Raw genomic sequence first — 23,508 nt, forward strand, 5'->3', positions numbered from 1 at the left:
CATTGCCATGAACAAGAACCTGTACCGTATCGTTTTCAACAAAGCGCGTGGCATGCTGATGGTGGTGGCGGATATCGCCCGCTCCGGCCGCGCCGGGTCTGCACGCTCGCCTGGCCTGGGCCATACCCTGAGCCAGTGTATCGGCAAGATGAGCGCCGTCAGCTTCAGCCTGTTATTGGCATTGGGCGCTATCCAGCCGGTGCAGGCGGCCATTGTCGCTGACGGCAATGCGCCGGGCGGCCAGCAGCCGACCATCGTCAACAGCGCCAACGGTACGCCGCAGGTCAATATTCAGACCCCGAGCGCCGGTGGGGTTTCCCGCAACACCTACAGCCAGTTCGACGTCGACAAACAGGGCGCAATCCTCAACAACTCGCACAAAATGACCCAGACCCAGCAGGGCGGTTGGGTCGATGGCAACCCGTGGCTGGCGAAAGGCGAAGCCAAGGTGATCCTCAACGAGGTCAACTCCCGCGATCCCAGCCGCCTGAACGGGTACATCGAGGTCGCCGGCCAGCGCGCACAGGTGGTGATCGCCAACCCTTCCGGCATTACCTGTAATGGCTGCGGCTTTATCAACGCCAACCGCGCCACGCTGACCACCGGCCAGGCGCAGATGAACAACGGCAATCTGACCGGGTTTAACGTCGAGCGCGGCGAAGTGGTGGTGGAAGGCGCCGGCATGGACAGTTCGCGTCAGGATTACACCGAGATCATTGCCCGTTCGACGAAGATCAACGCCGGGCTGTGGGCCAACGATTTGAAAGTCACCACCGGGCGCAACAAGGTGGATGCGGCACATCAGCAGATCGAAAAACAGAGCGACGATCCGGCCACCCGCCCGCAACTGGCGGTGGATGTGGCCAAGCTGGGCGGCATGTACGCCGGCAAAATCCGCATGATCGGCACTGAAACCGGCGTCGGGGTGCGCAATGCCGGTAATATCGGCGCGCAGGCCGGCAGCGTGGTGGTGACCGCCGACGGCCGCATCGAAAACAGCGGCGCGATCAGCGGCGGCGGCGATATGGCGATGGCTTCGAAGCAGGGCATCAGCAACCGCGGTTCGCTGTTCGCTGCGGGCAATGCCACCGTCACCAGCGAGGGCGAGGTGCAAAACAGCGGTTCCATCGCCGCGCGCAACAATGTGCAGGTTCAGGCCGCCAGCCTGAACAGCAGCAAAGGCAGCACCCTGGCGGCAGGCGTGCAGCAGGACGGCAAACTGGGCGGCAGCGGCGAACTGGCGTTGACCGCCAGCGGCAAACTGACCGCGCAGGGCCAGAACCTGGCGGCGGGTAACCTGCGTGCCAGCGGGCAAGGCATGGACATCAGCGGCAGCCGCACCGCCGGCGCCAATGTAACGCTGAACGCCGGGCAGAGCGACCTGACGGCGGCCAACGCGCAGGTTGAGGCGGCGCAGCAACTGGTTGCCGACACCGGCAAACGGCTGAACAACGACGGCGGCAAGCTGACGGCGGACAAACTGGCGCTGAATGCCCAGGATCTCTCTAACCGCAAGGGCGAGATCGCCCAGCTCGGCGAAGAGGATCTGGCCCTGAATCAGCAGGGCAAACTGGATAACGGCGGCGGCCGCATCGCCAGCAACGGCAACAACCTGACGCTGAACGCCGGGGCGATCGACAACCAGAGCGGGCAGATTATCCATGCCGGCAAGGGCAGGCTGGCGGTGAATACCGGCCGGCTGCAAGGGGATAACGGCAAGCTGTTGTCCAACGGGCAGCTCTCGATGCAGGGCGGCGATTACGTGCTGGATGGCGGCACTACCTCGGCACAGCAGATCGCTATGGATGCCGGCAGCCTGTCCAACCGCAACGGCCAACTGGTGCAGAGCGGCAACGGCGACATGCGCCTCAGCACCCGTAAGGGTATCGACAATCAGGGCGGCCAACTGGCGGCCAACGGCAATGTGGCCTTGAACGCCGCACAGCTGAACAACCAAAACGGCAAAGTGATCGCCGCGCAGGACGGCAACCTGAATGCGCAGATTGGCGGCACCCTCGACAACCAGCAGGGCCAGCTGGCTGCGAGCGGCAATACGCGCTTACAGGCGGATAAACTGGATAACCGCAAGGGCCTGGTTTCCGCCGCTACCGGCAACAGCGAGGTGGCGACCCGTCAGGCGCTGGATAACCGCAGCGGCCGTATCGAGGCCAAACAAGGGCTGCAACTGAGCGGCACCGGGCTGGAAAACCAGGGTGGGCAAGTGGTTGGCGGCGCCATTTCCCTGGCGCTCGCCAAGGGCGCGTTGAACAACCAACAGGGCGCTATCGCCGCTGCGGGCGATCTGCGCCTGAACGGCGGGGCGCTGACCAATGACGGCGGCCTGCTGCAATCCGCCGGCGACATGAGCCTCGACACCCAGGGCGCCGCGTTGAGCAACCGCCTGAGTGGCGAAACCGGCGGCATTCTCAGCCAGGGGGCGCTGTCGATCCACAGCGGCGCGCTGGACAATAGCCAGGGCATGCTGGTGGGGGGCGGTGCCACCGAACTGTTCACCGGCCGGCTGGATAACAGCAAAGGTACGCTGGTTGGCAAGCAGCAGTTGAACATCGACAGCCTGGCATTGACCAACGACGGCGGCTTGTTGCAGGCCGGCGGCGACGCGACTATCGATACCCACGGCCAGGTATTGACCAACCGCGACAGCGGCAAAAATGGCGGCATCAGCAGCCTGGGCAAACTGAACATTGCCGGCGGTGAGGTGGATAACCAAAACGGCTTTATCGCCAGCTCGGGCGACCTGCAACTGCGTGGCAGCCAACTGGATAACCGCCACGGCACGCTGGCTTCCGAAAAACAGCTGTCGGCGACCGCCGGGGTGATCAATAACCAGGGCGGGGCGATAAAATCCGGCCAGGACATGGCGCTGAACGCCAAAGAACTGCTGGATAACAGCAATCTGGGAGTGATAGGCGCAGGCAAAAAATTGCAGCTGGACAGCGGGTCTGTGCTGAATAATCAGGGGACGCTGGTCAGCGCCGATGCGGCGAAGATCAACTTCGGCATGCTGGAAAACCGGGGCGGCCAACTGGCGGCCCAAACGGCGCTGGAGCTGCACGGCAATAACCTCAACAACAACGACGGCGGGTTGATCCAGAGCGGCGATCGCCTGGATCTGGCGGTCGATCGGCTGACCAACGCCAACAGCGGCGAGAAAGGCGGCATTACCAGCCAGGGCGCGATGAGCCTGTCTACCGGCCTGTTCGATAACGGCCAGGGGGCGGTGATTGCCGGCAAAAATCTGCAACTTGACGCTGATACGGTGCTGAACGGTGGCGGCAAGCTGGTGGCGCAGCAGGCGTTGACGCTCACCACCGGCGTGGGCGGCCTGAACAATCAGAGCGGGCTGGTGCAGGCTGGCGGCGACATGCTGCTGGATACTCGCGGCCAGCAGCTGGATAACCAAAACGGTACCCTCCACAGCCTGGGCAAGCTGCAACTCAACGGCGGCGATATCAATAACCAGGGCGGTACGCTGGGGGCCAAGGGCGATTTCATGCTGGCGGCGCTCAAACTGGACAACAGCAACGGCGGGCGGATCATCGGCGAGCAGGCGGTAACGCTGAACAACACCGGGCTGGATAACCGCAACGGGCAGATTCAGGCGGTCGGCAATTTGTTGCTGGGCAGCGCGCAGGGGATTATCGATAACACCCTGGGGCTGATCCGCAGCGGCGCTACCGTGACGCTCAACGCCTTGCAGTTCACCAACGACGCCACGCTGGCGGACAATAAAGGGCTGGAAGGCCAGAGGGTAACGCTGAACACCGGCACGCTGAGCAACCGTGGCGGCAGCATTTTGGCTGACCGACAGTTGGCCATCACCAACGACGGTACCCTGGATAACAGCGGCGGCCAACTGGCTGCGGCCGACACCCTGCAATTGAAGGGCACGGCGCTCAACCTGCTGAACAGCGGCGGCACGCTCAAAGCCGGCAAGCTGCTGGAGATTAACGCCAATGCGATCGGCGGTGACGGGCAGCTGTTGTCGCTGGGCGATATCAATCTGGTCAGCGCTCAGGGCATCAATAACAGCGGCGAGATGATCGCCAACGGCAATTTCAACTTCACCACGCCGGGCGATGTCACCAACAGCGGCAAGCTGCTGGCGGGTGCGAAGCTGGATCTGCATGCCAATAACCTGTTTAACGCCGCCGGCGGCGAGATCAACGCCGGGCAGGATTGGTTGACGGTGAACGGCACCCTGACCAACTACGGCCTGATCGACGGCAAGCACACCCTGCTGACGGCCAACACGCTGAACAACATCGGCACCGGCCGTATTTATGGCGACGCCATCGGCGTGCAGACCGCGACCTTCAACAATCTGGCGGAAAACGGCACCGCCGCTACGCTGGCCGGGCGCGAGCGGGTGGATATCGGCACCCAGACGCTGAACAACTACGATCACGGGTTGATTTACAGCGGTGGCGATATGGCGATTGGCGGCCAGCTTGACGCCAACCATCTGGCAAGCGGCCAGGCAGGCACCCTTAACAACCACAGTTCGACCATTGAGTCCGCGGGCAGCATGGCGCTGTCCGCCGCGCTGATCAACAACATCAACGATCGTTTCAGTACCGAGTTGGTCACCGTTTCCAACGAAAAAGTCACCGAGTATCAGCAGTCCGGCGATCCGGTGCGCTGGAAGGCGGGAGAACAAGGCGTCTTCGTTGACCGCAATTCGTCAGACTCGCTGCTGAACCTGAACACCCCAGGTAAAACCGGGCACGGCAACGACAGATTTAATCAGTACGACTATAACCGGACGGTGCAGGAAACCCAGATTAAGGAAAGCGATCCGGCCAAAATCATCGCCGGTGGCGATATGGCGATCAACGCAGGGCATTTGCTGAACGATAAGAGCCAGGTGGTGGCCGGCGGCACGCTGGCGATTAACGCCGGTAGCGTGGATAACGTGGCGGTGGCGGGCCAGCGGCTGACCACCGACGTCGGGGAAGTGACCAGCTACTACCGCATCAAGAAAAAAGGCACTGACAAACAGGGGCATAACACCACGGCCTACACGCCGCCGACCACCATCCAGACCATCGCGCTGAAACCGAGCCAACTGATCGACCACGGGCAGGTGGCGGGTAACCCGGTCGCCATTGCACCGCTGACGCCGCAAGGCACAGACGCTACCATCGGCCAGGCCGGCGGGGTGAATGCGGGGGTCACCGGCAGCGATATTTCTGCCGGGATGCAGACCATCGGCGGCGGCGAACTGCCGGTGATTCAGGCGGCGGCCCTGCAACCGGGCCAGCAGTTTGAAGTGGCCAACAAAGTGAACGCCCAGCAGGGCGACGCGGCGAACAGCGTGGTGCGCATCGTCGGGCCGGACACCCGCCTGCCGGACAACAGCCTGTTCAAGACCAATCCGGCGCCGGGCGGCCAGTATCTGGTGGAAACCGATCCGCGCTTCACCAACCAAAAATCCTGGCTGGGCTCGGATTACATGATCGCGAAAGCCACCAACAACCAGGACAACGTGCTGAAACGTCTGGGGGATGGCTACTACGAGCAGCGGTTGATCCGCGAACAGGTGATCAATCTGACCGGCCAGCGCTATCTGGACGGGTACAACAACGACGAAGAGCAGTTCAAGGCGCTGATGGATCAGGGGCTGGCCTTCAGCCGGCAATATAACCTCAAGGTCGGCGTGGCGCTGACGCCGGAACAAATGGGGCTGTTGACCAAAGACATCGTCTGGCTGGTGAACGCCAAGGTCACGCTGCCGGACGGCAGCCAGCAAAATGTACTGGTGCCGCAGGTGTATGCCCGCATGCAACCGGGCGATCTGGACGGCTCCGGCGCGCTGATCGCCGGGCGCAACCTTAACCTCAACCTCGGCGACGGCCTGTTTAACAGCGGCCATATCGCCGGGCGCGAAGTGGTGAAACTGAGCGCTGCCAACATCACCAATATGGCGGGCAGCATTCAGGGGGCCGACGTTGGCCTGACCGCCCGCACCGATATCAACAATATCGGCGGCGTGATCCAGGGCAACAACTCGCTGCTGGCCAGCGCCGGGCGCGACATCAATGCCATCAGCACCACCCGTTCGGCGCAAAGCGTGAACGGCGCCAACAGTTTCGAGCGCACCAACATCGACAGTGTGGCGGGCATGTACGTGCAGGGCGCCGACGGCAAACTGATGCTGCAAGCCGGGCGCGACATCAAACTGGATGCGGCGCAGGTGGTCAACAGCGGTGAGAACGGCCAAACGCTGCTGAGCGCCGGGCGCGATCTCAACCTGAACGCGGTGACCACCGCCAGCCGCGACAACCTGATCTGGAACGGCGACAACAGCCTGAAACAGGGCAACAGCCAACAGGTGGGCAGCGAAGTGGTCGGCAAAGGCGCGGTGACCCTCAATGCGGGCAACGATATCACTGCTCATGCGGCGACGATTTCCGCCGGCGAGGCGCTGAACCTGAATGCCGGCCATGACGTCAACATCCTCAACGGCGAAAACACCCAGGATCTGGACGAGCGCCACAAGGTGACCGGCGGCAACGGCCTGATGTCGAAAACCACCACCACCACCCGCGACACCCTGGATCGCCAGACCCTGCAGAGCAGCACCCTGAGCGGCGACAGCATCAAGGTGCTGGCGGGCAACGATCTGCGCGTGCAGGGCAGCAGCGTGGCCGGCACCCAGGACGTGAAGCTGCTGGCGGGCCATGATCTGACCGTCACCGGCGCCACCGAGCGCAACAGCGAGTTGCACCTCAAGCAGGAGAAAAAATCCGGCCTGATGAGCAGCGGCGGCATCGGCATCAGCTACGGCACCGAAAGCCTGAAAACCACCGACACCGCGCAGGGGGTGACCAACCAGGGCAGCACCGTCGGCAGCGTGAACGGCAACGTCACGCTGGGTGCGGGCAACAATCTGGCGGTGACCGGCTCCGAGCTGGTGGCCGGCAAGGACATGGCGCTGAGCGGCAAGAATGTGGCGGTGACACAGGCGCAGGATGAAAACAGCCAGACCCACAAGGTCGAGCAGAAAAAATCCGGGCTGACGCTGGCGCTTTCCGGCACCGTCGGCAGCGCGCTGAACACCGCCGTGGAAACCTCGCAACAGGCAAAATCCACCGACGACAGCCGTCTGGCGGCCTTGCAGGGTACCAAAGCGGCGCTGAGCGGCGTGCAGGCGGTACAGGCGGCTCGGTTGGCGCAGGCACAGGGCAGCGATCCGGCCAATGACAACATGGTGGGGATCAGCATTTCCTACGGCACCCAGTCTTCCACCTCGACCCAGAACAGCGGGCAGAGCACCGCCCAGGGCAGCAGCCTGACGGCGGGCAACAACCTGAGCATCACCGCCGGCGGCAACGGCGTGAAGGGCCAGGACGGCGACATTCTGGTGCAGGGCAGCCAGTTGCAGGCGGGCAAGGACGTCACCCTGAACGCCAACCGCGACGTGAACCTGCTTTCTGCCAAAAATACCCAGTATCTGGACGGCAAGAACGAAAGCCAGGGCGGCACGCTGGGCGTGGGCATCGGCGTCGGCTCCGGCGGCATCGGGCTGAGCATTTCGGCCAGCGTCAACAAAGGCAAGGGCAACGAGAAAGGCAACGGCACCAGTTACACCGAAACCACGGTCAATGCCGGTAATCAGGTCAACATCACCAGCGGGCGCGACACCAATCTGATCGGCGCGCAGGTCACCGGCGAGTCGGTGAAAGCCGACGTGGGCCGCAACCTGCTGCTGGAGAGTCAGCAGGACAGCGACCGTTACGATTCCAAACAGCAGAACGCCAGCGCGGGCGGCAGCTTTACCTTTGGCTCCATGACCGGCTCGGGCAGCATCAGCCTGAGCAAAGACAAAATGCACAGCAACTACGACAGCGTGCAGGAGCAGACGGGCATCTTTGCCGGCAAGGGCGGTTTTGACGTGACGGTGGGCGAACACACCCAGCTTAACGGCGCGGTGATAGGCAGCACCGCCACGGCGGATAAAAACAAGCTCGACACCGGCACGCTGGGCTTTAAGGACATCCACAATCAGGCGGACTTCGAGGTAGAGCACCAGAGCGTGGGCATCAGCTCCGGCGGCAGCATCGGCAGCCAGTTCGCCGGCAATATGGCCAACGGCCTTCTGGTGGGGGCCAACAACAGCGGGCACGACAGCTCCACCACCCACGCTGCGGTGAGCGACGGCACTATCGTCATCCGCGATCAGGACAAACAGACGCAGAACGTCAGCGATCTGAGCCGCGACGTCGAGCACGCCAACCAGACGTTAAGCCCGATCTTCGACAAGGAGAAAGAGCAGAAACGGCTGCAACAGGCGCAGCTGATCGGCGAGATCGGCAATCAGGCGATGGACATTGCGCGGACCGAGGGGGATATCCGCTCCATCAATGCAGGCAAGGCAGAGCTTGAGAAAAACGGGATCAAAGAGCCGGGTAAGGATGCAACGAAAGAGCAGTGGAAAGCCTACAACGAGAAGCTGCACGCGACAGACAGCTACAAAGCGACACAGAAGCAGTGGGGCACCGGCAGCAGCGTCCAGCAGGGCATGCAGGCGGCCACGGCGGCGATTCAGGGGCTGGCGGGCAACAATCTTGCGCAGGCGATGGCCGGGGGGCTGAGCCCTTATGCGGCCGGGGTCATCAAGGCGATGACGACCAACGCGGATGGCAGCACCAACGTTGCCGCGAACGCGATGGCACATGCGGTGTGGGGGGCGGTAGCGGCCAAAGCCAGCGGTAACAGCGCCCTGGCGGGAGCCGCCGGAGCGGCCAGCGGAGAACTGATGGCGCGCTACATTGCGGGCGAGCTTTATCCGGATGTGAAACCTGAAAACCTGACGGAAGACCAAAAACAGACGCTTAGCGCGCTGGGGACGCTGGCGGCAGGACTGGCAGGCGGGCTGGTGGGTGATGGCACCGGGGATGCGGTCGCGGGGGCGCAAAGCGGCAAGAACGCGGTTGAGAACAATTATCTGAGTGATGCCCAAAAAATTCAAAAAGATAAAGAGTTGGCGGAGTGTGGCACGCTGGTCTGTAAAGCGGGTACTCAGGCTAAATGGGCTGCGATAGATGCGGGCCAAGATGGTAGCTTTGCGGCGGGGATGGTTGCAGGGGTGCCTGTTTCACTGTACGAAACGGTAGAAGGCATTGTGAAAATGGGCTTAAGCCCAGTAGAAACCTATGATGCTTTGAAACAGCTTTTCAACAGTGGAGATGTACTCGGTAATGTGTCTGATGCGGTAAAACAGTCGTATATTGAGCGCATCGACAAGATGGAAGCTGAGTATCAAAAAGCAGGTGCGAGTGGCTCGTTTAACTCGGGTATCGAAGGCGGTAAACTGCTTACTGATATTGCATCTTTGGCTGCCGGTGGTGCTGGGCTGGCCAAGGGCGGTGTGGTACTGACGGAGAAGGTTGCAGCTAAGGTTATTGGGAAAGTTGATAAGATAGTGTTGAAAGATGCATCATTGCTAAAAAATAGTGATGGTATTTATGAGATTAATATCAATGCCACTCCAATTGAAGGGCAAAAGCGCCTCAATACGGTCGATACAATGGGTAATGGTAAACTTAATCCTGCAGAGGCAGCAGCTGCAGCGAGAATGGAGACGGTTTTAGGCTCAATGGAGCGCTTACCTGATTCAGTAGCCGGGCAGAAAAGTGCTGATTTTGTTATTACCAGCGGACCACAGGCTGGAAAAACTGTTGATTTGATGTATACGACGAAAAACCTTTCGCAGAAAGAAATTGATGGTCTAAATAAGTTCTATGAGAAAAATATGACCACTTCTCCAATTGAGGGGAAAATTCCAGCAGGGCAACAACAAATTCTTGACCATTTAGGTAAGGCAGATATTGTTCCTGTGGACTTTAGTGTGCTGACACCGGGTAATCAAAAAGTGTTCTTAGACTTTGTAAAAAAACTACCTGAGTCGCAGCAATCAAAAATTATTATTATGAGGTAAGTATTATGGGGTCTACAGTTTTCTTCGGTTACACTACGGATAAAAGTTTACATGTGACATTGAATCGTGGCGCTTCGGATGCATTGGAGTTACTTATTGATGATGCATTGGAAAAAAAACATCCCAAACTCCATGAGAAAATAATGGAAATGCTTCCGCTTGACCAAATCCATTTTGTCGAGCTAGATAACCATGAGTTTAATATGGTAATTAGAGCAATTCGTCAGTGCATTTCCTCTTGGGATACACCGACGGAATGGCAATTACGAGAGAAGAAAGTCTGGGAGGAAGAGGCTGAACCATTAGTTGTGTTGGATCCAAGATATAATCAGGGGAAGGATTGCGAGTAATAAGCAAGAGAACTATCAGAAAACTGGTCAACTCCTGATAAATGCAGGGCCGGAAGATGCGAAGAAGATCATGGCTAGAGCTGAGTCGTTCCCTGAAGGGGGAGCGATGAGAGATCTGACAGAACTGTTAGTCGAACTCCGTACCTACTACATTGAGAACAAGCTGACCAATGGTCGGTCAGCATGTTACGGTGGTGAATTGGCATTAGATGTGGGACGCATGAAGTTAGGTATCGAGTTCCGCTATACCGGCTAAAAACAATAATCCCGACTTTTTTTCACCTGAATCGGGTTTTGCCTTTTTAGGTTCAGCTTAGTTCTGATCACCAGATCTGATAATCCCCCCATTTTAACGGTGGTGATAAGTAGGATCAGGCTACGCGCTGAATGTGTTGCATAGTTGTGAAGCCATTTAGTGCCATATTGGGTTCCTCATGGTTATATAAAGACGTTCATGCTGCTGGCCTAACCTATAAAGGTAAAAATACCCCAGCGCAGGTTCAGCAAGATGCGATAGATCTTTGTGGGGCGGTGTGCCGAGATACAGCCTCTTTAAGAGGCAACTTGTTAGAACGAGGCTACGATCCAAAACTAGTTGATGACGCTATAAATCAGATCATTGAGCGTAATCGTCAATCGAGGGTGATTAAATAATGCTAGGTTGGAATGAATTTATAAAAATTCTTGGTTGTTCTCAGCTTGACCGAAGCTTTATCTCATTGCCTCAGGTCATGAATGAACTGCCGATAGTTGAGCCTGATATGTTAGGTATTAGGCATTACTACTCTTTTATTCATTCAGGAGTGTTATTCTTACTGGAAAATGAAAAAATAGATCAAATTAGTTTTTTCATAGAACCAAGTGAGAATTTCTCTAAGTATAATGGGGAGTTGCCTGTAAAATCAGCATCGGACAGAAGTGAGAACGAAATCATTGATGTTTTAGGCCCGCCTTCATCAAGCGGGGGGGGGGAGAAGGCCGATATGCTCTTAGGCTACATGAATAGATGGATCAAGTACGATGAAAATGAATATGCGCTACACCTTGAGTTCAACCAAAGTGGTGCATTAAGTAAAATATCTTTAATGGCACAAGAGTAATCAAGCACCAGCTTAGGCCAAGGTACTTGTTGTTAAGCCAAAAAATCCCGCTTCTCGCCGTCGTAACTGGATCACTCCAAGTGCGGCGGTGATCTCCAGGTGATGATGGGGGTACTTAATTGCCAGTATTTTCAATGGCCCTGGTGAGAAGCTCAATCTTGTTCCGATGGACGGTAATCTGAATAAGGGCGTCTGGAAACAGATGGAGAACACTTGGGCTAATGCTTTGAAAGATGGTAAAAAAGTCGACGTGAATATCCAGCCGATATACTCGGGAGATAGTACTCGACCAGATAGGTTTATCGTTAAGTATTCGATAGACAATGGTAGGCCTGTGAATATTGACTTTAAAAATACTCCTGGAGGTAAATGATGCAACATCAGGAGATATATCAAAAAATAGGAAAAATATTGTTTAGTTGTGGGCCAGATAATGCTAGAAAGCTGATCGTCAGAGCTGAAGTATTCCCTGAGAATGATGGGAGTAAATATGAGTTCGACTATCTGGATGAAAACGGAGATCTAGGCTGGTTCGATCCAGATGGTAGAGCTATAGCCGATTTAACGGATGCTTTAATTGAGTTAAAAAATTTTTTTATAGACAATAACCTGACTAATGGGATGCCAGCCTGGTCAAAGTGTGAAATAACGGTGGATGTTCCCGAAGAAAAAATAAATATAAAAGTGCAATACGATGATTAACAAAAGATCCCGGCCTTGCGTCGGGATCTTCACATCTACGCCCTAAAACCTCCCTCTTCCCGCCGCTGCAACCGGATCACACCGGCAGCGGCGGTGACTTCCAGTTGTGCCGCATCGGTGATACCGGACTCGGTGAGCCAGTCGCCACCAATAACCAGCTCGCCGTTCTGCCTGACCCAGTCCGCCCCCAGATCCGTGCGGTGCTGGCTGGGTATACTCGGCTCATCCATGAGCCTCGCCCCTGTCGGGGCCGCTGCAAGCAGCGTTCAAATCTGCTCCAGGCAGATTTGTCACACAGTGCTTCCCAGATAGCATCGTCGGTAACGGTAGTGATCCACAGCCCGTCCGGCCACAGCGTGAGCTGCAACGGTTCACCGAGTCCAAAACCCAGCTCGGCCAGCTCAACGCCAGAGACTGTCAGTTCCGGGATAGGTTCTGGGGTAAAGGTAATGTTCATAGGGCGGTTCCTTCCGTGGTGGGTACGATGCGGATGATCAACCGTCCCGGTTCTGTGATCACCTCGATCCTCTGGCCGGTGGTAAATGGACGGCAAGAACGAGAGCCAGGGCGGCACGTTGGGTGTGGGCATCGGCTCCGGCAGCATCAGCCTGAGCAAAGACAAAATGCACAGCAACTACGACAGCGTGCAGGAGCTGCGGGTGCTGCGACAGCGGCATTGGGAACCAAAGCGATTGCCGAGGCCATGTTCGGCACCAGCGACTTCAGCAAAATGAGTGAAGAGCAGCGCCAGACGGTTTCTGCATTGGCTACGCTTGCAGGTGGTTTGGCCGGCGGTCTGGCCAGCGGTGATACGGCGGGAGCGGTGGCTGGCGGGCAATCGGGTAAGAATACCTCCGAGAACAATGACCAGTTTAGCTTGCCGCCAGGGATGATGAGCTACGGTCAGGGCGCCTCTACTTTGGCAGAACAAATGGTGAAAGACGGTAAAAGCTCGGCAGAAATCAGTTCTGCGTTGAATAAGTATGCGAAAGGAGATTTACCTGAAGGTGCGAATATCACTAAAGTGATTGTTAATGGCTACAAAGATGGTGTGCTGATAGCGGGAGCTATTTATATGGGGCCTGCGGCATCCATAGGTAAGGTAGCGGTCAGCTCTATATTGAGCGGCGGAGCGAATGCAGCATATCAATGGTACGACATGAATCAACCGGGAAATGAAAACAAAACTTATGATTATTGGGGCACTACAGCGGCGGCAGTAACGGGGGGGTTGGCTCCGGGAAGAGGTATCCCAGCCAATATCGGTATTGCAATGTTACTGATGGAGCTGATCCTGTGTCGGTTGGTGCTGCTGCAGGCGGTGCGCTTGCCGGGGGTGGATTTGGTAAGTATGCGCCTGTAGGCGTTACTAAGATCCTTGGGGACGATAAGGTTCCTGGGTATGTGTATGATTTCATCGGCGGTATGTCGTCCGAGTTTACTAGCGGCTTTATAAAGGATGTTTCAAAGCCTGTTGATGAAAAGGGGAGTAAAAAATGATGGGGTCGCTTATTAAATACATCAAGCTATTTATCTATAGTTGGGTATTTTGCATTGCCTTCTTGCTATTAATTGGTGCTGTTATTTCAACGGTGTCGTTTTTCACTAGTGGGGAGTTTAAATTTCCTTTTGATCAGGTCTTAAGAGCTGTGTTTTTCGGCTTTGTCGGAGGAAGTACAATATCGTTGGCGGCTATTTTATTTAAGCTTTTAGATTGGTATCGGTCGCGTAAAGACAAAAAGGTATAATTATTAAGGTGTTGTGTTAATTTTTAATCGGGCTGAATGCCGTTTTTTGAATAGTGATTTTATTCAGCCCAACTTAAAATACATTTTTAGTTTAAATATTGAGATTAATTATGCTTGTAAAGCGATTGATAAAAATACTGGCTGTTACCCTCTCCTTCGGCGCTGTCTCAGGCTGTTCAGTGAGCTTAACAAAATCTATGGGAGATTATACGGGTACAGATTCCGCCAGGATCAGAGTGAAAAACTACCTGCCGCCGTTAACGCTGGAGGTTTATGAAAAATCAGGAGAGTGTTACAAACTTGCCGATGCCAGGACGTTAACCGCCGGGGTTAACGTTATCGGTATAAAGTCTACCTACAATAAAAAATTACCGGGTATGTTGCCGCCGTCGCCTGAAATGCAGGGCATGGATGCGATAGAGTATAAAATCAAAGCGAATCAACATGTCAGCATCACCTATAAAGAAGAGACGTTTAGATCGCAATACAATCAAATTATCGCCACCCGTTCCTCCAGTTTCATCCCTGAGGTCGGCCACGACTATGATATTTACCCAGTCAATGCGTATGTAAGCATTATTGATTTGACAGCGGGTAACCATGCGACAAGGTCTTGGGGAAAAGAAGATAAAGAGTGCCATTACAAGACCGGGTTACTGGGCGGCAGGAATTACTATTAATGCGTGCTGGTTCGCAACTTACGAGTTCGACTTATTTATTTTTATCTCATGTCAGTTATTATTTATTCTTGTTTACTAGCTATTGGGTTTATAAATTCCAATAAAATATTCATGTCATAAATAACTCATGGGTTCATATGAGTTGGCACTGTATTTGTTCTACTTACTATTAAGGATGATTCGATGAAGACGTTAGTTATCGCCAGCATGGTTATTTCCACTCTGGGCCTCAGCGCTGCGGCCCATGCCGGGCAAAGCACCCTCACTGCCGGTTATGCGCAAAGCAAGGTGCAGAATTTCAAAAATATCAACGGCGTTAACCTAAAATACCGTTACGAGTGGGATTCACCGATCAGCGTGATCAGCTCCTTTACTTATATGAGCGGCGATAAGAGCGAATCTTACTATATATATCGCGACAGGATCGATAACCATGCGGAAGTCAAATATTATTCCTTGTCGGTTGGCCCGGCGTACCGTATTAACCAATATATCAGCGTCTATGGTCTTTTGGGTTTGAATTATAATAAGGTCGATTACACGTCATCCTGGAATAACTACGCCTACAACACTTACGAGTATATGGGCGAAGAGAGAGGCAGCCAGAAGAAAACGTCCTTTATGTATGGCGTCGGTTTCCAGGTAAACCCAATGGAGAATCTGGCGTTTGATGTCGGCTACGAAGGCTCCAGACTGGATGTCAATGGCCGGAACTTCTCGATCAACGGCTTCAATATCGGCGTTGGCTATCGTTTCTGATGAGTTGAGCGCTGTCGGCCTCCCCATTGCGGGGGCCGACAACTTTTACCCCCATTTTTCGATAAACCGCTCGCTACAAATATCTCAGGCTTTGCCCATCAGCGGATCGCTGACGCTATCCCGGCCGGTTTCCAGGCGGCCTGCCAGCCGCCGCTGCCAGCCGTGTGCGCTCTCTAGCACCAGATCGTACCAGCCGCCGCTGGACAGGGTATCGAAGGCCTGCCGATGGTTTTCGCCCGCCGGCAGTTCAATGCGCCACGGGCCGTTTTGCGTATAAGGGCAGCGGGCGATAGTGACGGTTACTGCCTGGTCGCCGGGGTTATTGAGCGCCAGTTCCAGGCTGCCGTCATGTGGAACCAAACGCACTTCCGGCTGCGGCCGTTGCAAGGTGCCGCGTAGCTCACGGTGGAAACCGTTGGGCCCCAGCAGCCAGAGGTGGTATTCGTCCGCTGTTTGCCAGTCATCGCTGACAGCTTTGCCGGCCTCGACGGTGTAACGACGCGGGATCTGGTCCAGATGCCGCTGATCGTAAACGTGAAACACCGCACCCTGCTCACCGGTATTCAACAGATTGAGCGTCAGCCGTTTTTGTTCGGGATAGGCGCCGGCTTCGACATGCAACTGATAAGGCAGCGCCCGGGAAGGGCGCGCCAGCCGCTGCTGATGCGGTAACTGCTGGCTGCCTGGCGGCGGCAACGGCACCTGCGGCAGTCGTTCCTGGTGCATGCGCAGGCGGTCGGCGGCGTGACGGGTGGTGGTCGGCAGCTTGGGCAAGGTTTCCCCGTTGGGATCGACAAAGTTGAATGCCGAGGTGAGATCGCCGCATACCGCGCGGCGCCAGGCGCTGATGTTAGGTTCATGCACCTGAAAACGTTTTTCCAGAAATTGCAGTACCGAGGTGTGGTCGAATACCTGCGAATTGACCCAGCCGCCGCGGCTCCAGGGCGACAGGATCAGCATCGGCACGCGTGGCCCGGGGCCATAGATGCGGCCATCCGGCGGCGGTTGCTCCTGCGAGCCGGGCGGAGCGACATGCTGGAATATCTCGGTGTCGAACGGCACCGTAGATTTGCCGGCGAAGCTGCCGTCTTCCCGCAGCGAAGGCGCCGAAGGGGAAGGCATGTGATCGAAGAAACCGTCGTTTTCGTCGTAATTTACCAGCAACACGGTTTTGCTCCATACCTCGGGGTTGTCGGTCAGCGCATTCAGGATCTCCTGGGTAAACCAGCCACCCTGCACCGGGCTGGAAGGCCCGGGGTGCTCCGAGTAGGCCGCCGGGGCGATTATCCAGCTCACCTGCGGCAGTTTGCCTTGCTGCACGTCGGCGCGAAAACCGGCCAGCATCGCTTCCAGATCGTTACCGTCGGCGGCCGGCAGGGTATTGCCGTTGCCTTTGTACAACGGCGCGCTGTCGTTCAACTCGTCGCGGTAGGGCACAAAGGCGGTGAAGTCTTTCGGCGGTTGCGCCGGGTTGCCCACTTTAACGCTGGCGGCGCGGTACTGGCGAAAGCCCGCCAGCGGGTTATCGGTGAAGTTATCCGGCAGGAATTGGTAAACCTTCCAGCTGACGCCGCTCTCCTCCAGCCGTTCCGGATAGGTTTTCCAGTCGTAGCCGACGCCGACCGGGCCGGGGCTATCCCACTCGTTAACCACCACGGCGACGTTGGCCGCCGACGGGCCGTTGGTGCCGGTCCAGTGGAACAGGCGGTTGGTGTTGGTGCCGGCGTGGATTGAGCAATGATAGGCATCGCACAGGGTAAAGGTTTCCGCCAGGGCAAATTGGAACGGCAGTTCGTGACGGCGGTAATAGCCCATCGAGGTCGGCGTTTTATAAGTGGGCCAGGCATTCATCCGGCCATGGTCCCAGGCCGACTGCTCATCCACCCAGGAATGCGGCGTGCCCTCGACGCGCTGGGCGTTGCCGCGTTTGCTGTCCAGATGGTAAGGCAACACCAGCCGCTCGGCGCCCTGCTGTTGCCAGACGTGGCGGCCTTCCGGCAGAGGAATGGTGATGCGATCGCTAAAGCCGCGCACGCCGGGCAGGGTGCCGAAGTAGTGGTCGAAGGCACGGTTTTCCTGCATCAGGATCACCACATGCTCGACATCCTTTATCGTGCCGGTGCGGTTATTGGCCGGTATGGCCAACGCCTTGCGAATCGATGCGGGCAGCAGTGAAAATGCCGATCCGATGGCGGCAGCCTGCAGTAACTGTCTGCGTGAAAAATGGGGCATGCGTCGTTAACTCCCATTAGCGGTGTGGTTTGAAGATAGTTGTTAACGACGGTAATGGCCAAAAATAACAAGGAGATGAATGGGGGAAATAATGCCCCCGGGTGAGGGCATTACAGGGCTGGCGTTTATTGTCTGATCAACCGGCCCAGGGTTGGTGCCGTTTCGAAATCACTGCGGAACGGGTTGATGTCCAGACCGCCACGACGGGTGTAGCGAGCGAATACGCTGAGTTTTTCCGGCCGGCAGTGTTGCTTGATGTCGTTGAAAATGCGTTCGACGCACTGCTCGTGGAACTCATTATGCTGGCGGAAGGAGATCAGGTAGCGCAGCAGGCACTCACGATCGATTTTCCTGCCCTGATAATGGATCACCACGCTACCCCAATCCGGCTGGTTGGTGACCAGACAGTTGGATTTCAGCAGATTGGAGGACAACGTCTCCGTCACGATTTCCGCCTGTTCGCTGGCGGCACCGTGCAGATATTCCGGTTTGAAGTCGAAGTCATCCACGGCAATATCCAGGTCGTCAATATTGATGCCCGGCAGGTGGTCGATCTGCGATGAATAACCCTCTAACCCCGGATACAGCTTCACCCCGACTTGGCCGTTGGCGGCCTGCGACAGATCTTTTTGCATCGCGGCGCTGACCTGTTCCACGCTGTCGAAGCGCGTCTGGTTAAAGCTGTTGAGATACAGCTTGAATGATTTGGACTCGATCAGGTGGGCTGAGGAATAGGGCAAGGTGAATTCGCCAATGCCGACCACCGGCTTGCCTTTGGCATTGAGCCAGGACAGCTCGAAGGCGGTCCACAGATCAAAGCCGTGGAACGGCAGGTTCTGTTCATCTACGCCGATCAGATCCCGACCTCTTGCGCGTGGCAGGGCTTCGAGCAACTCGGGAGCATACTGGTCCGGGTAATCGGAGTTGGCGCCAAGATGGGTGATTTTATCTTGTTTGTTGATATGCATATTTATTGCTCCTTGCAAGATCGGTATTGATATAGCGGTTAAACAGGCTGCGGGCGGCGTAAATCGGCCCAACACCGACCAGGGCGTAGACTACCTTGATCAGGAACTGTGACAGGATCATGGTTTTGATGATATCCCAGCTCAGGACGTTGTAGAACGCCAGGGTACAGAACACCACGCTGTCGATGGCCGAGGCGACCACGGTGCTGGTGATCACCCGCACAAACAGGTAACGGGAGTTGGTCAGTTCCTTGATTTTGCACAACAGGTAGGAATTGACGTTCTCGGAGATCAAATAGGCCGCGGATGAGGCTACCAACACTGCCATGATGCTGTGGACGATGCCGTCATAAGTCTTGCTGAATTCCCACTGCGGAATGCTCGGCACCAGCGTGGTCGCCCAGACGCCCAGTACAAAAATCAGGTTGGCCATAAACGAGATGATAATGGTGCGTCTGGCCAGTCGCAGTCCGTAAAACTCGTTCAGAATATCCACCAGGATAAAGGTGAGGGGGTAAATGAATATTGCCGGAGGCGTGATCAGGTTCAATGCGGGGATTTGAATCGGTTTGACGCCACACAGGGTTGAGAAGATATAAATCACGCTGAGCGCCACGGTAATGATCAGATAGGCATACCAGGATCGTTCATGACGATCGCTGAGCTCATAGGCGGTTTGCTGTTGGTTATTGCCGTAGATTTTGCGATAGAGCGCTTGCAACTCATGGCGGCTCAGATCTTCCGATATGTCGCTGTCGGCCAGTTCATTGAGCCCCATGGTAATGGTTTTACCGGTGGCTAAGACCATGACATTGGCAGCCAGAGTGCCATGATGAGTAAAACCCAGCAGTTTGAATTTTTGATTAGATTCCATTTATAGCCTTTCTCCAACGATATAACCCAGAAATCGCACGGTATCCTCCATGCCGTTATCTTCTTTGTCGTTAACCACAAAGAAGCCATTTTTTCCCGAGTGATACAATAAAGGCGAATCGCAAACCAGCACCGGCGGGCGTTTTATAATAATGACCTCGCCTGGGATAAATGAACCTTTTATTTCGGTTTCTATTTTCATTGCTACCATATTTGACTCGTCACCGAAGAAATAAGTCAAAGGGAAGGCTGTGACCAACTGCCCGACCTTCCAGGCGGCCACCGATAAATAGCGGGACTGGGGAATGACGGGGATAGCGGAAGGGTTTTTATTCCCTTCGGTGGAAAGTGTCTCGTTGAGCCGCTCCAGTTTTTCCAGATCATAGTCCTCGATCTCTTCGCAGGAAACGCCAAAGAAATCTGAGATCCGGTTAACGGTGGCCTGTTGCACATTGTTGACCCGGCCATCCAAGATTTTATAGAGAGTAGTGCGCGTCAGGCCGGTGCGGTTAGAGAAGGATGCCTTGGTTTCGCCCCGGGTACGCATCAGATATTCTATATTTTTAATGATGTTGATTTTGCGCTGAGCGTTGGTGGTCTTCATAAGCATTCCTTACAATATTGTTGCAGGCAGTACTATATCCTACACACCGACATTGTCTACAACGGCCGCATTCCTTACGGTGATAAGCGCCTGATTCCCCTTTAAAAATAGATACTATAAAATGAACTCATTCACCTAATTGATGCTTTAATCATGATTAGCAGGATGGGTAATATAAATAATTATATTTAAATCAATTTGTTATGTTGATGTTTTTAAAAAGTGGACACAAAAGTGACTTTTATGTCCACTTTTATGTTGACCAGAGTGGTTTGGGTGGGCTACTGTTCACCCATACTGAAGTGTTTCTTGATGATCAAAACAGTTAAAAAAACGGTCATTAACGGCTTCTATAATAAAAAACTCAGAGGGGAGGCGTTTCCGTTCTCTGGGTAATAAAGGATGTTTTAGCAACTGGCACCAGGGAATTCCAATCACGTCTCCAGCTTTAAAACCGCAATTTTAAACCTACCGTAACTCCAGATGCCAGTCGGCTGCCCAGCCGACCGATATCTATTTTATTGCCTCAGGCCATTCATTAAAGCCGAACCCCGCCTCATTTTTCTCTTCGCTCAGTCCTGCCCGGAAAGAACCGGACGCATAAAGCTCCGTTCATAACTGATGATGCTGCGATTGCGTTTTTCCAACTCATAGGCAGCGCAGCACTCTGCATCTGCGGCCATTTTTATGCGGTATTCCTCGTAGGCGGCCAGGCTGGGAAAACTGAATAATGCCAGCGCGATGTTATTGGCGCCTTCCGACGGCAAAAAATAACCGTGGTGCGTGCCGCCCATGCGATTGACCAGGGGGATCCATAAACGGGCGTATTGCTCAAATTCGGCGATTTTATACGGGTCTAAAACATATCTTAGGGTGCAGGTGATCATTCGGGGTTCTCCTCACTCCCCGCAAGCGGGGAGTGTTGGTATGATTCGGGCAGACCGGATTACGTCAGTTTTTGTGAGGGTACCGGCTTCTGATAACGGCCTAGCGCCAATTTGAATACCCAATATAAGAGACTGGCGACCAACAGTGAATTGATTGTTGGCACGCCCCACTCGGTAACCAGCCCAACGATGCCGCCCACAATACTGGCGATAATCGCCGCCCAGCCAATGGTCGGCGTTTGGTCGGGCAATTTGCCTGCCTGTCGGCTCTCATCCAGAATTTTGCGGTGGGTGCGCAGCAGATAATAATCCACCAGCATGATGCCGATAATCGGCGGGAACACTACACCCAGCACCGTCAGGAAATCGACGAAGCGGTCCAGGATCCCCAGCACGGAAAGCGTGGTGCCCAGTACGCCGATCACCAGCGTGGTGGCGGTGTACTTGAGCCTTTTGCCGGTCATGCCTTCGACGGCGTTGACGATGCCGAGCGAGGACGAATACAGGTTGAGATCGTTAACCCTCAAGGTGGAGAACACCACGACCAGCAGGCCTGCGCCGCCGGCGGCCTGAGACATGATGGTCACCACATCCGCCGTGCCTAGCGTTTTGGCGATCAGGATCGCCAGGCCATTGACCACGAACTCACCGGCGACGATGGTGAAAATGGTCACGCCAAACACATGCTTGCCGTTTTTGGAATAACGGGTCAGATCGGGGGTCATCAGGCTCGCCACGATGGCGCCGCCGACCACGATGGTGATGCCGGCGCTGATGGTCAGCGGCTCTCCCGGCGGCACCAACTGGATGATCTCCTGCAGGTTATGGCCGGAGAGGACGGTGATGGAAATATAGGCCACCAGCATGATGAACATCGGCACCGCAATGCGGGCGGCAATGCGCAATGCCTTGAAGCCAAACGCCACCAGAATCGTCAACAGGGTGCCGGACAGGCCGGCGGCCAGGCCAAAGCCCAGTTTATTGCCCAGGGCGAAATCCAGCGATTTGGCGAAGATGGCGTTTTGTATGCCAAACCAGCCCAGCAGGCTAATGGCCACCACCACCCCGATCAACACCGAGCCCAGGCGGCCGAAACCGCACCAGCGGGCCAGCAGGCTGCCGGAGATCCCTTCGCGCATGCCCGCCAGCCCAAGGCCGTAGGTCACTACGCCAAAGATCAGGCTGCCGATGAAAATGGCGATGAACGCATCGAACAGCGTCATGGAGTGGCCGAGCACCGCCCCAAGCATAAACTGGTCCAGCGCGGTCAGCATGCCCATATGCACGATGGCCACGCTTAAAAAGGAGACTCTTTTATCCTGCGGTACCCGCGTTAACGGGTAGTCTTCAATCTTGATCACGATAAGGTATTCCTTGCTGTTCAGATAAACTGGATGCCTTTTGCTATCAGGCGATCGGGAATATAGCTGTCCAGACGCGCATATTTGCAGAACTCCTCAAACTGCTGCTGTGTATGGACGTCAGATTTCTGATAGATGTTATATATTCTATTTTCTATCGTTTTAGTGCTGATGTTATATATTTTGGCGATCTCTTTCACCGACAGTCTTTGCAGCATTAAAAATATAACGTCGAGCTCGGCTTGGGTGAAAATACTACTGTTCACTTCGGTGGTCAGCACGCTGGGTTTCTGCTGGTTGATGTATTTTAGCGGGGATAGCGTGTTAAGCGGTTTGGCATTCCACATCACCCCGAATACCTGTTTTTTATCATTGTAAATGGGCAGTTTTTCGCTGATAAAGGGTGTCAGGCTGTCTTTTCCGTACCAATAATGCGTTTCTATTACGGCAACCCGATCCCGCGACATTTCCGTCATCTTGTCGTGTTCTATAAAGTCGTCTGCGCAGTCGGCCCAGTCGGCGGGAAACTCGTCGTCCCGTTTTCCGGCGATATCGAAACTCAACGGCGTATTGGTATAGAGGTAGGCGGCATGGTTCATATAGATATGACGGGATTCCAGATCCTTAATGCCCCAGGGATCACTCAAGTGCTCCATCATGGCAATAAGACCCTTCAAATAAAATTCATTATTTTTATCGGGCGAATCCATTCTGACCTCACCGATTAGAATTGGGTTAAATTTCTTTCGCCAGGTAATGGCGCGTATGCTTTTTGGCATAGCCGCCTAAATTGCCGTAGACCTGATAACCCAATTTTTCGTAAAAGCCCCTGGCCTGGAAGTCGAACGTATCGACATAAGCCATGTGGCACTCTCGTTTACGGGCCTCTTCTTCCGCTTTTTCCATCAATTGGCGGCCATAACCGCTTTTGCGATGAGCATCGCTGACCCAGAGATATTGCACTTCAAGGCCGCCCCACCAGGTTCTGGCCACCAATCCGGCGACGATTTTACCGGCGTCATCGGTAACGGTCAGAAACAGCGGGTGGATGTCTACGGGTTGATAATTTTCGTTGTGGGCCCAAAGGCTGTCGATAACGTACTCTTCGTCCTGTGGGTTTGGCTGGTCCGTCACATTGATATTCATGGCAGTAATATACTTTCCCTTAGTAATAATTTGCGTTGAAATTAAATGAAATCCGCCCAACTAGCTTAACTATCATTTTTCATAATGTATTACAAGGGTGCTTTTCACCCGTTCCCGTCAGGCATACCTGCGGT

Annotated in this window: 18 protein-coding genes and 1 pseudogene; 10 read left to right on the plus strand and 9 right to left on the minus strand. The window is 55.1% G+C overall.

What is annotated here, in order from left to right; genetic code table 11:
* The first annotated feature begins 7 nt into the window (after positions 1-7).
* From ACUTSW_RS18110 to ACUTSW_RS18130, 5 genes are all read left to right on the plus strand, one after another.
* Positions 8-9,964, plus strand: coding sequence for a hemagglutinin repeat-containing protein (locus ACUTSW_RS18110; RefSeq protein ID WP_445585007.1), 9,957 nt, complete (start codon positions 8-10; stop codon positions 9,962-9,964).
* Between the two features lie 5 nt (positions 9,965-9,969).
* On the plus strand, positions 9,970-10,314 hold the full coding sequence (locus tag ACUTSW_RS18115) for a hypothetical protein (RefSeq protein WP_434461495.1): 345 nt from the start codon (positions 9,970-9,972) through the stop codon (positions 10,312-10,314).
* Positions 10,315-10,967: 653 nt separating this feature from the next.
* Positions 10,968-11,414: a hypothetical protein gene (locus ACUTSW_RS18120; RefSeq protein ID WP_445585008.1), complete on the plus strand. Its 447-nt coding sequence runs from the start codon at positions 10,968-10,970 to the stop codon at positions 11,412-11,414.
* Positions 11,415-11,580: 166 nt separating this feature from the next.
* Positions 11,581-11,787 carry a DNA/RNA non-specific endonuclease gene (locus ACUTSW_RS18125; RefSeq protein WP_445585009.1) on the plus strand — a complete coding sequence of 69 codons (207 nt, stop codon included), beginning with the start codon at positions 11,581-11,583 and terminating at the stop codon, positions 11,785-11,787.
* Positions 11,784-12,116, plus strand: coding sequence for a hypothetical protein (locus tag ACUTSW_RS18130; protein ID WP_445585010.1), 333 nt, complete (start codon positions 11,784-11,786; stop codon positions 12,114-12,116). Before ACUTSW_RS18125 ends, ACUTSW_RS18130 begins: the two co-directional genes overlap by 4 nt.
* 35 nt (positions 12,117-12,151) lie before the next feature.
* Here the strand turns inward: ACUTSW_RS18130 and ACUTSW_RS18135 are convergent.
* Positions 12,152-12,573: pseudogene (locus tag ACUTSW_RS18135) on the minus strand (hypothetical protein).
* An 85-nt stretch (positions 12,574-12,658) separates the two neighbouring features.
* On the opposite strand from ACUTSW_RS18135, the gene ACUTSW_RS18140 reads away from it, so the two are divergent.
* The 5 genes from ACUTSW_RS18140 (at position 12,659) to ACUTSW_RS18160 (ending at position 15,303) form a co-directional block, all read left to right on the plus strand.
* Positions 12,659-12,850: a hypothetical protein gene (locus ACUTSW_RS18140; RefSeq protein WP_445585064.1), complete on the plus strand. Its 192-nt coding sequence runs from the start codon at positions 12,659-12,661 to the stop codon at positions 12,848-12,850.
* Positions 12,820-13,479, plus strand: a complete 660-nt coding sequence (locus ACUTSW_RS18145) for a VENN motif pre-toxin domain-containing protein (protein WP_445585011.1) — start codon at positions 12,820-12,822, stop codon at positions 13,477-13,479. Before ACUTSW_RS18140 ends, ACUTSW_RS18145 begins: the two co-directional genes overlap by 31 nt.
* 133 nt (positions 13,480-13,612) lie before the next feature.
* Complete coding sequence (locus ACUTSW_RS18150; RefSeq protein ID WP_445585012.1) at positions 13,613-13,864, plus strand: hypothetical protein; 252 nt, start codon at positions 13,613-13,615, stop codon at positions 13,862-13,864.
* A gap of 236 nt (positions 13,865-14,100) precedes the next feature.
* Positions 14,101-14,544, plus strand: a complete 444-nt coding sequence (locus tag ACUTSW_RS18155; protein ID WP_434461488.1) for a hypothetical protein — start codon at positions 14,101-14,103, stop codon at positions 14,542-14,544.
* 183 nt (positions 14,545-14,727) lie between these two features.
* Entirely contained in the window at positions 14,728-15,303 is a 576-nt protein-coding gene (locus tag ACUTSW_RS18160; protein WP_062868714.1) for an Ail/Lom family outer membrane beta-barrel protein, read from the plus strand.
* Between the two features lie 84 nt (positions 15,304-15,387).
* On the opposite strand, the gene ACUTSW_RS18165 is transcribed toward ACUTSW_RS18160, so the two are convergent.
* From ACUTSW_RS18165 to ACUTSW_RS18200, 8 genes are all read right to left on the minus strand, one after another.
* Positions 15,388-17,535: a phosphocholine-specific phospholipase C gene (locus ACUTSW_RS18165; protein WP_445585013.1), complete on the minus strand. Its 2,148-nt coding sequence runs from the start codon at positions 17,533-17,535 to the stop codon at positions 15,388-15,390.
* A gap of 125 nt (positions 17,536-17,660) precedes the next feature.
* Positions 17,661-18,503 carry an NADPH-dependent 7-cyano-7-deazaguanine reductase QueF gene (gene queF / locus ACUTSW_RS18170; protein WP_063200343.1) on the minus strand — a complete coding sequence of 281 codons (843 nt, stop codon included), beginning with the start codon at positions 18,501-18,503 and terminating at the stop codon, positions 17,661-17,663.
* Entirely contained in the window at positions 18,481-19,377 is an 897-nt protein-coding gene (locus tag ACUTSW_RS18175; RefSeq protein ID WP_063200346.1) for a queuosine precursor transporter, read from the minus strand. The genes queF and ACUTSW_RS18175 overlap by 23 nt, the downstream gene beginning before the upstream one ends.
* The gene (locus ACUTSW_RS18180; RefSeq protein ID WP_062868706.1) at positions 19,378-19,980 is read right to left on the minus strand and encodes a helix-turn-helix domain-containing protein; all 603 of its coding nucleotides are present in this window, start codon (positions 19,978-19,980) and stop codon (positions 19,378-19,380) included. It lies immediately after the preceding gene.
* A 572-nt stretch (positions 19,981-20,552) separates the two neighbouring features.
* Positions 20,553-20,867: an NIPSNAP family protein gene (locus tag ACUTSW_RS18185; protein ID WP_004948175.1), complete on the minus strand. Its 315-nt coding sequence runs from the start codon at positions 20,865-20,867 to the stop codon at positions 20,553-20,555.
* A gap of 59 nt (positions 20,868-20,926) precedes the next feature.
* Positions 20,927-22,228, minus strand: a complete 1,302-nt coding sequence (locus ACUTSW_RS18190; RefSeq protein WP_445585014.1) for a cytosine permease — start codon at positions 22,226-22,228, stop codon at positions 20,927-20,929.
* A 20-nt stretch (positions 22,229-22,248) separates the two neighbouring features.
* Positions 22,249-22,938 (minus strand): helix-turn-helix transcriptional regulator, encoded by a 690-nt coding sequence (locus ACUTSW_RS18195; RefSeq protein WP_004948170.1) that lies wholly within the window; start codon positions 22,936-22,938, stop codon positions 22,249-22,251.
* 25 nt (positions 22,939-22,963) lie between these two features.
* Entirely contained in the window at positions 22,964-23,374 is a 411-nt protein-coding gene (locus ACUTSW_RS18200) for a GNAT family N-acetyltransferase (RefSeq protein WP_445585015.1), read from the minus strand.
* Positions 23,375-23,508 lie beyond the last annotated feature (134 nt).

Source organism: Serratia sp. TSA_198.1 (assembly GCF_052686505.1).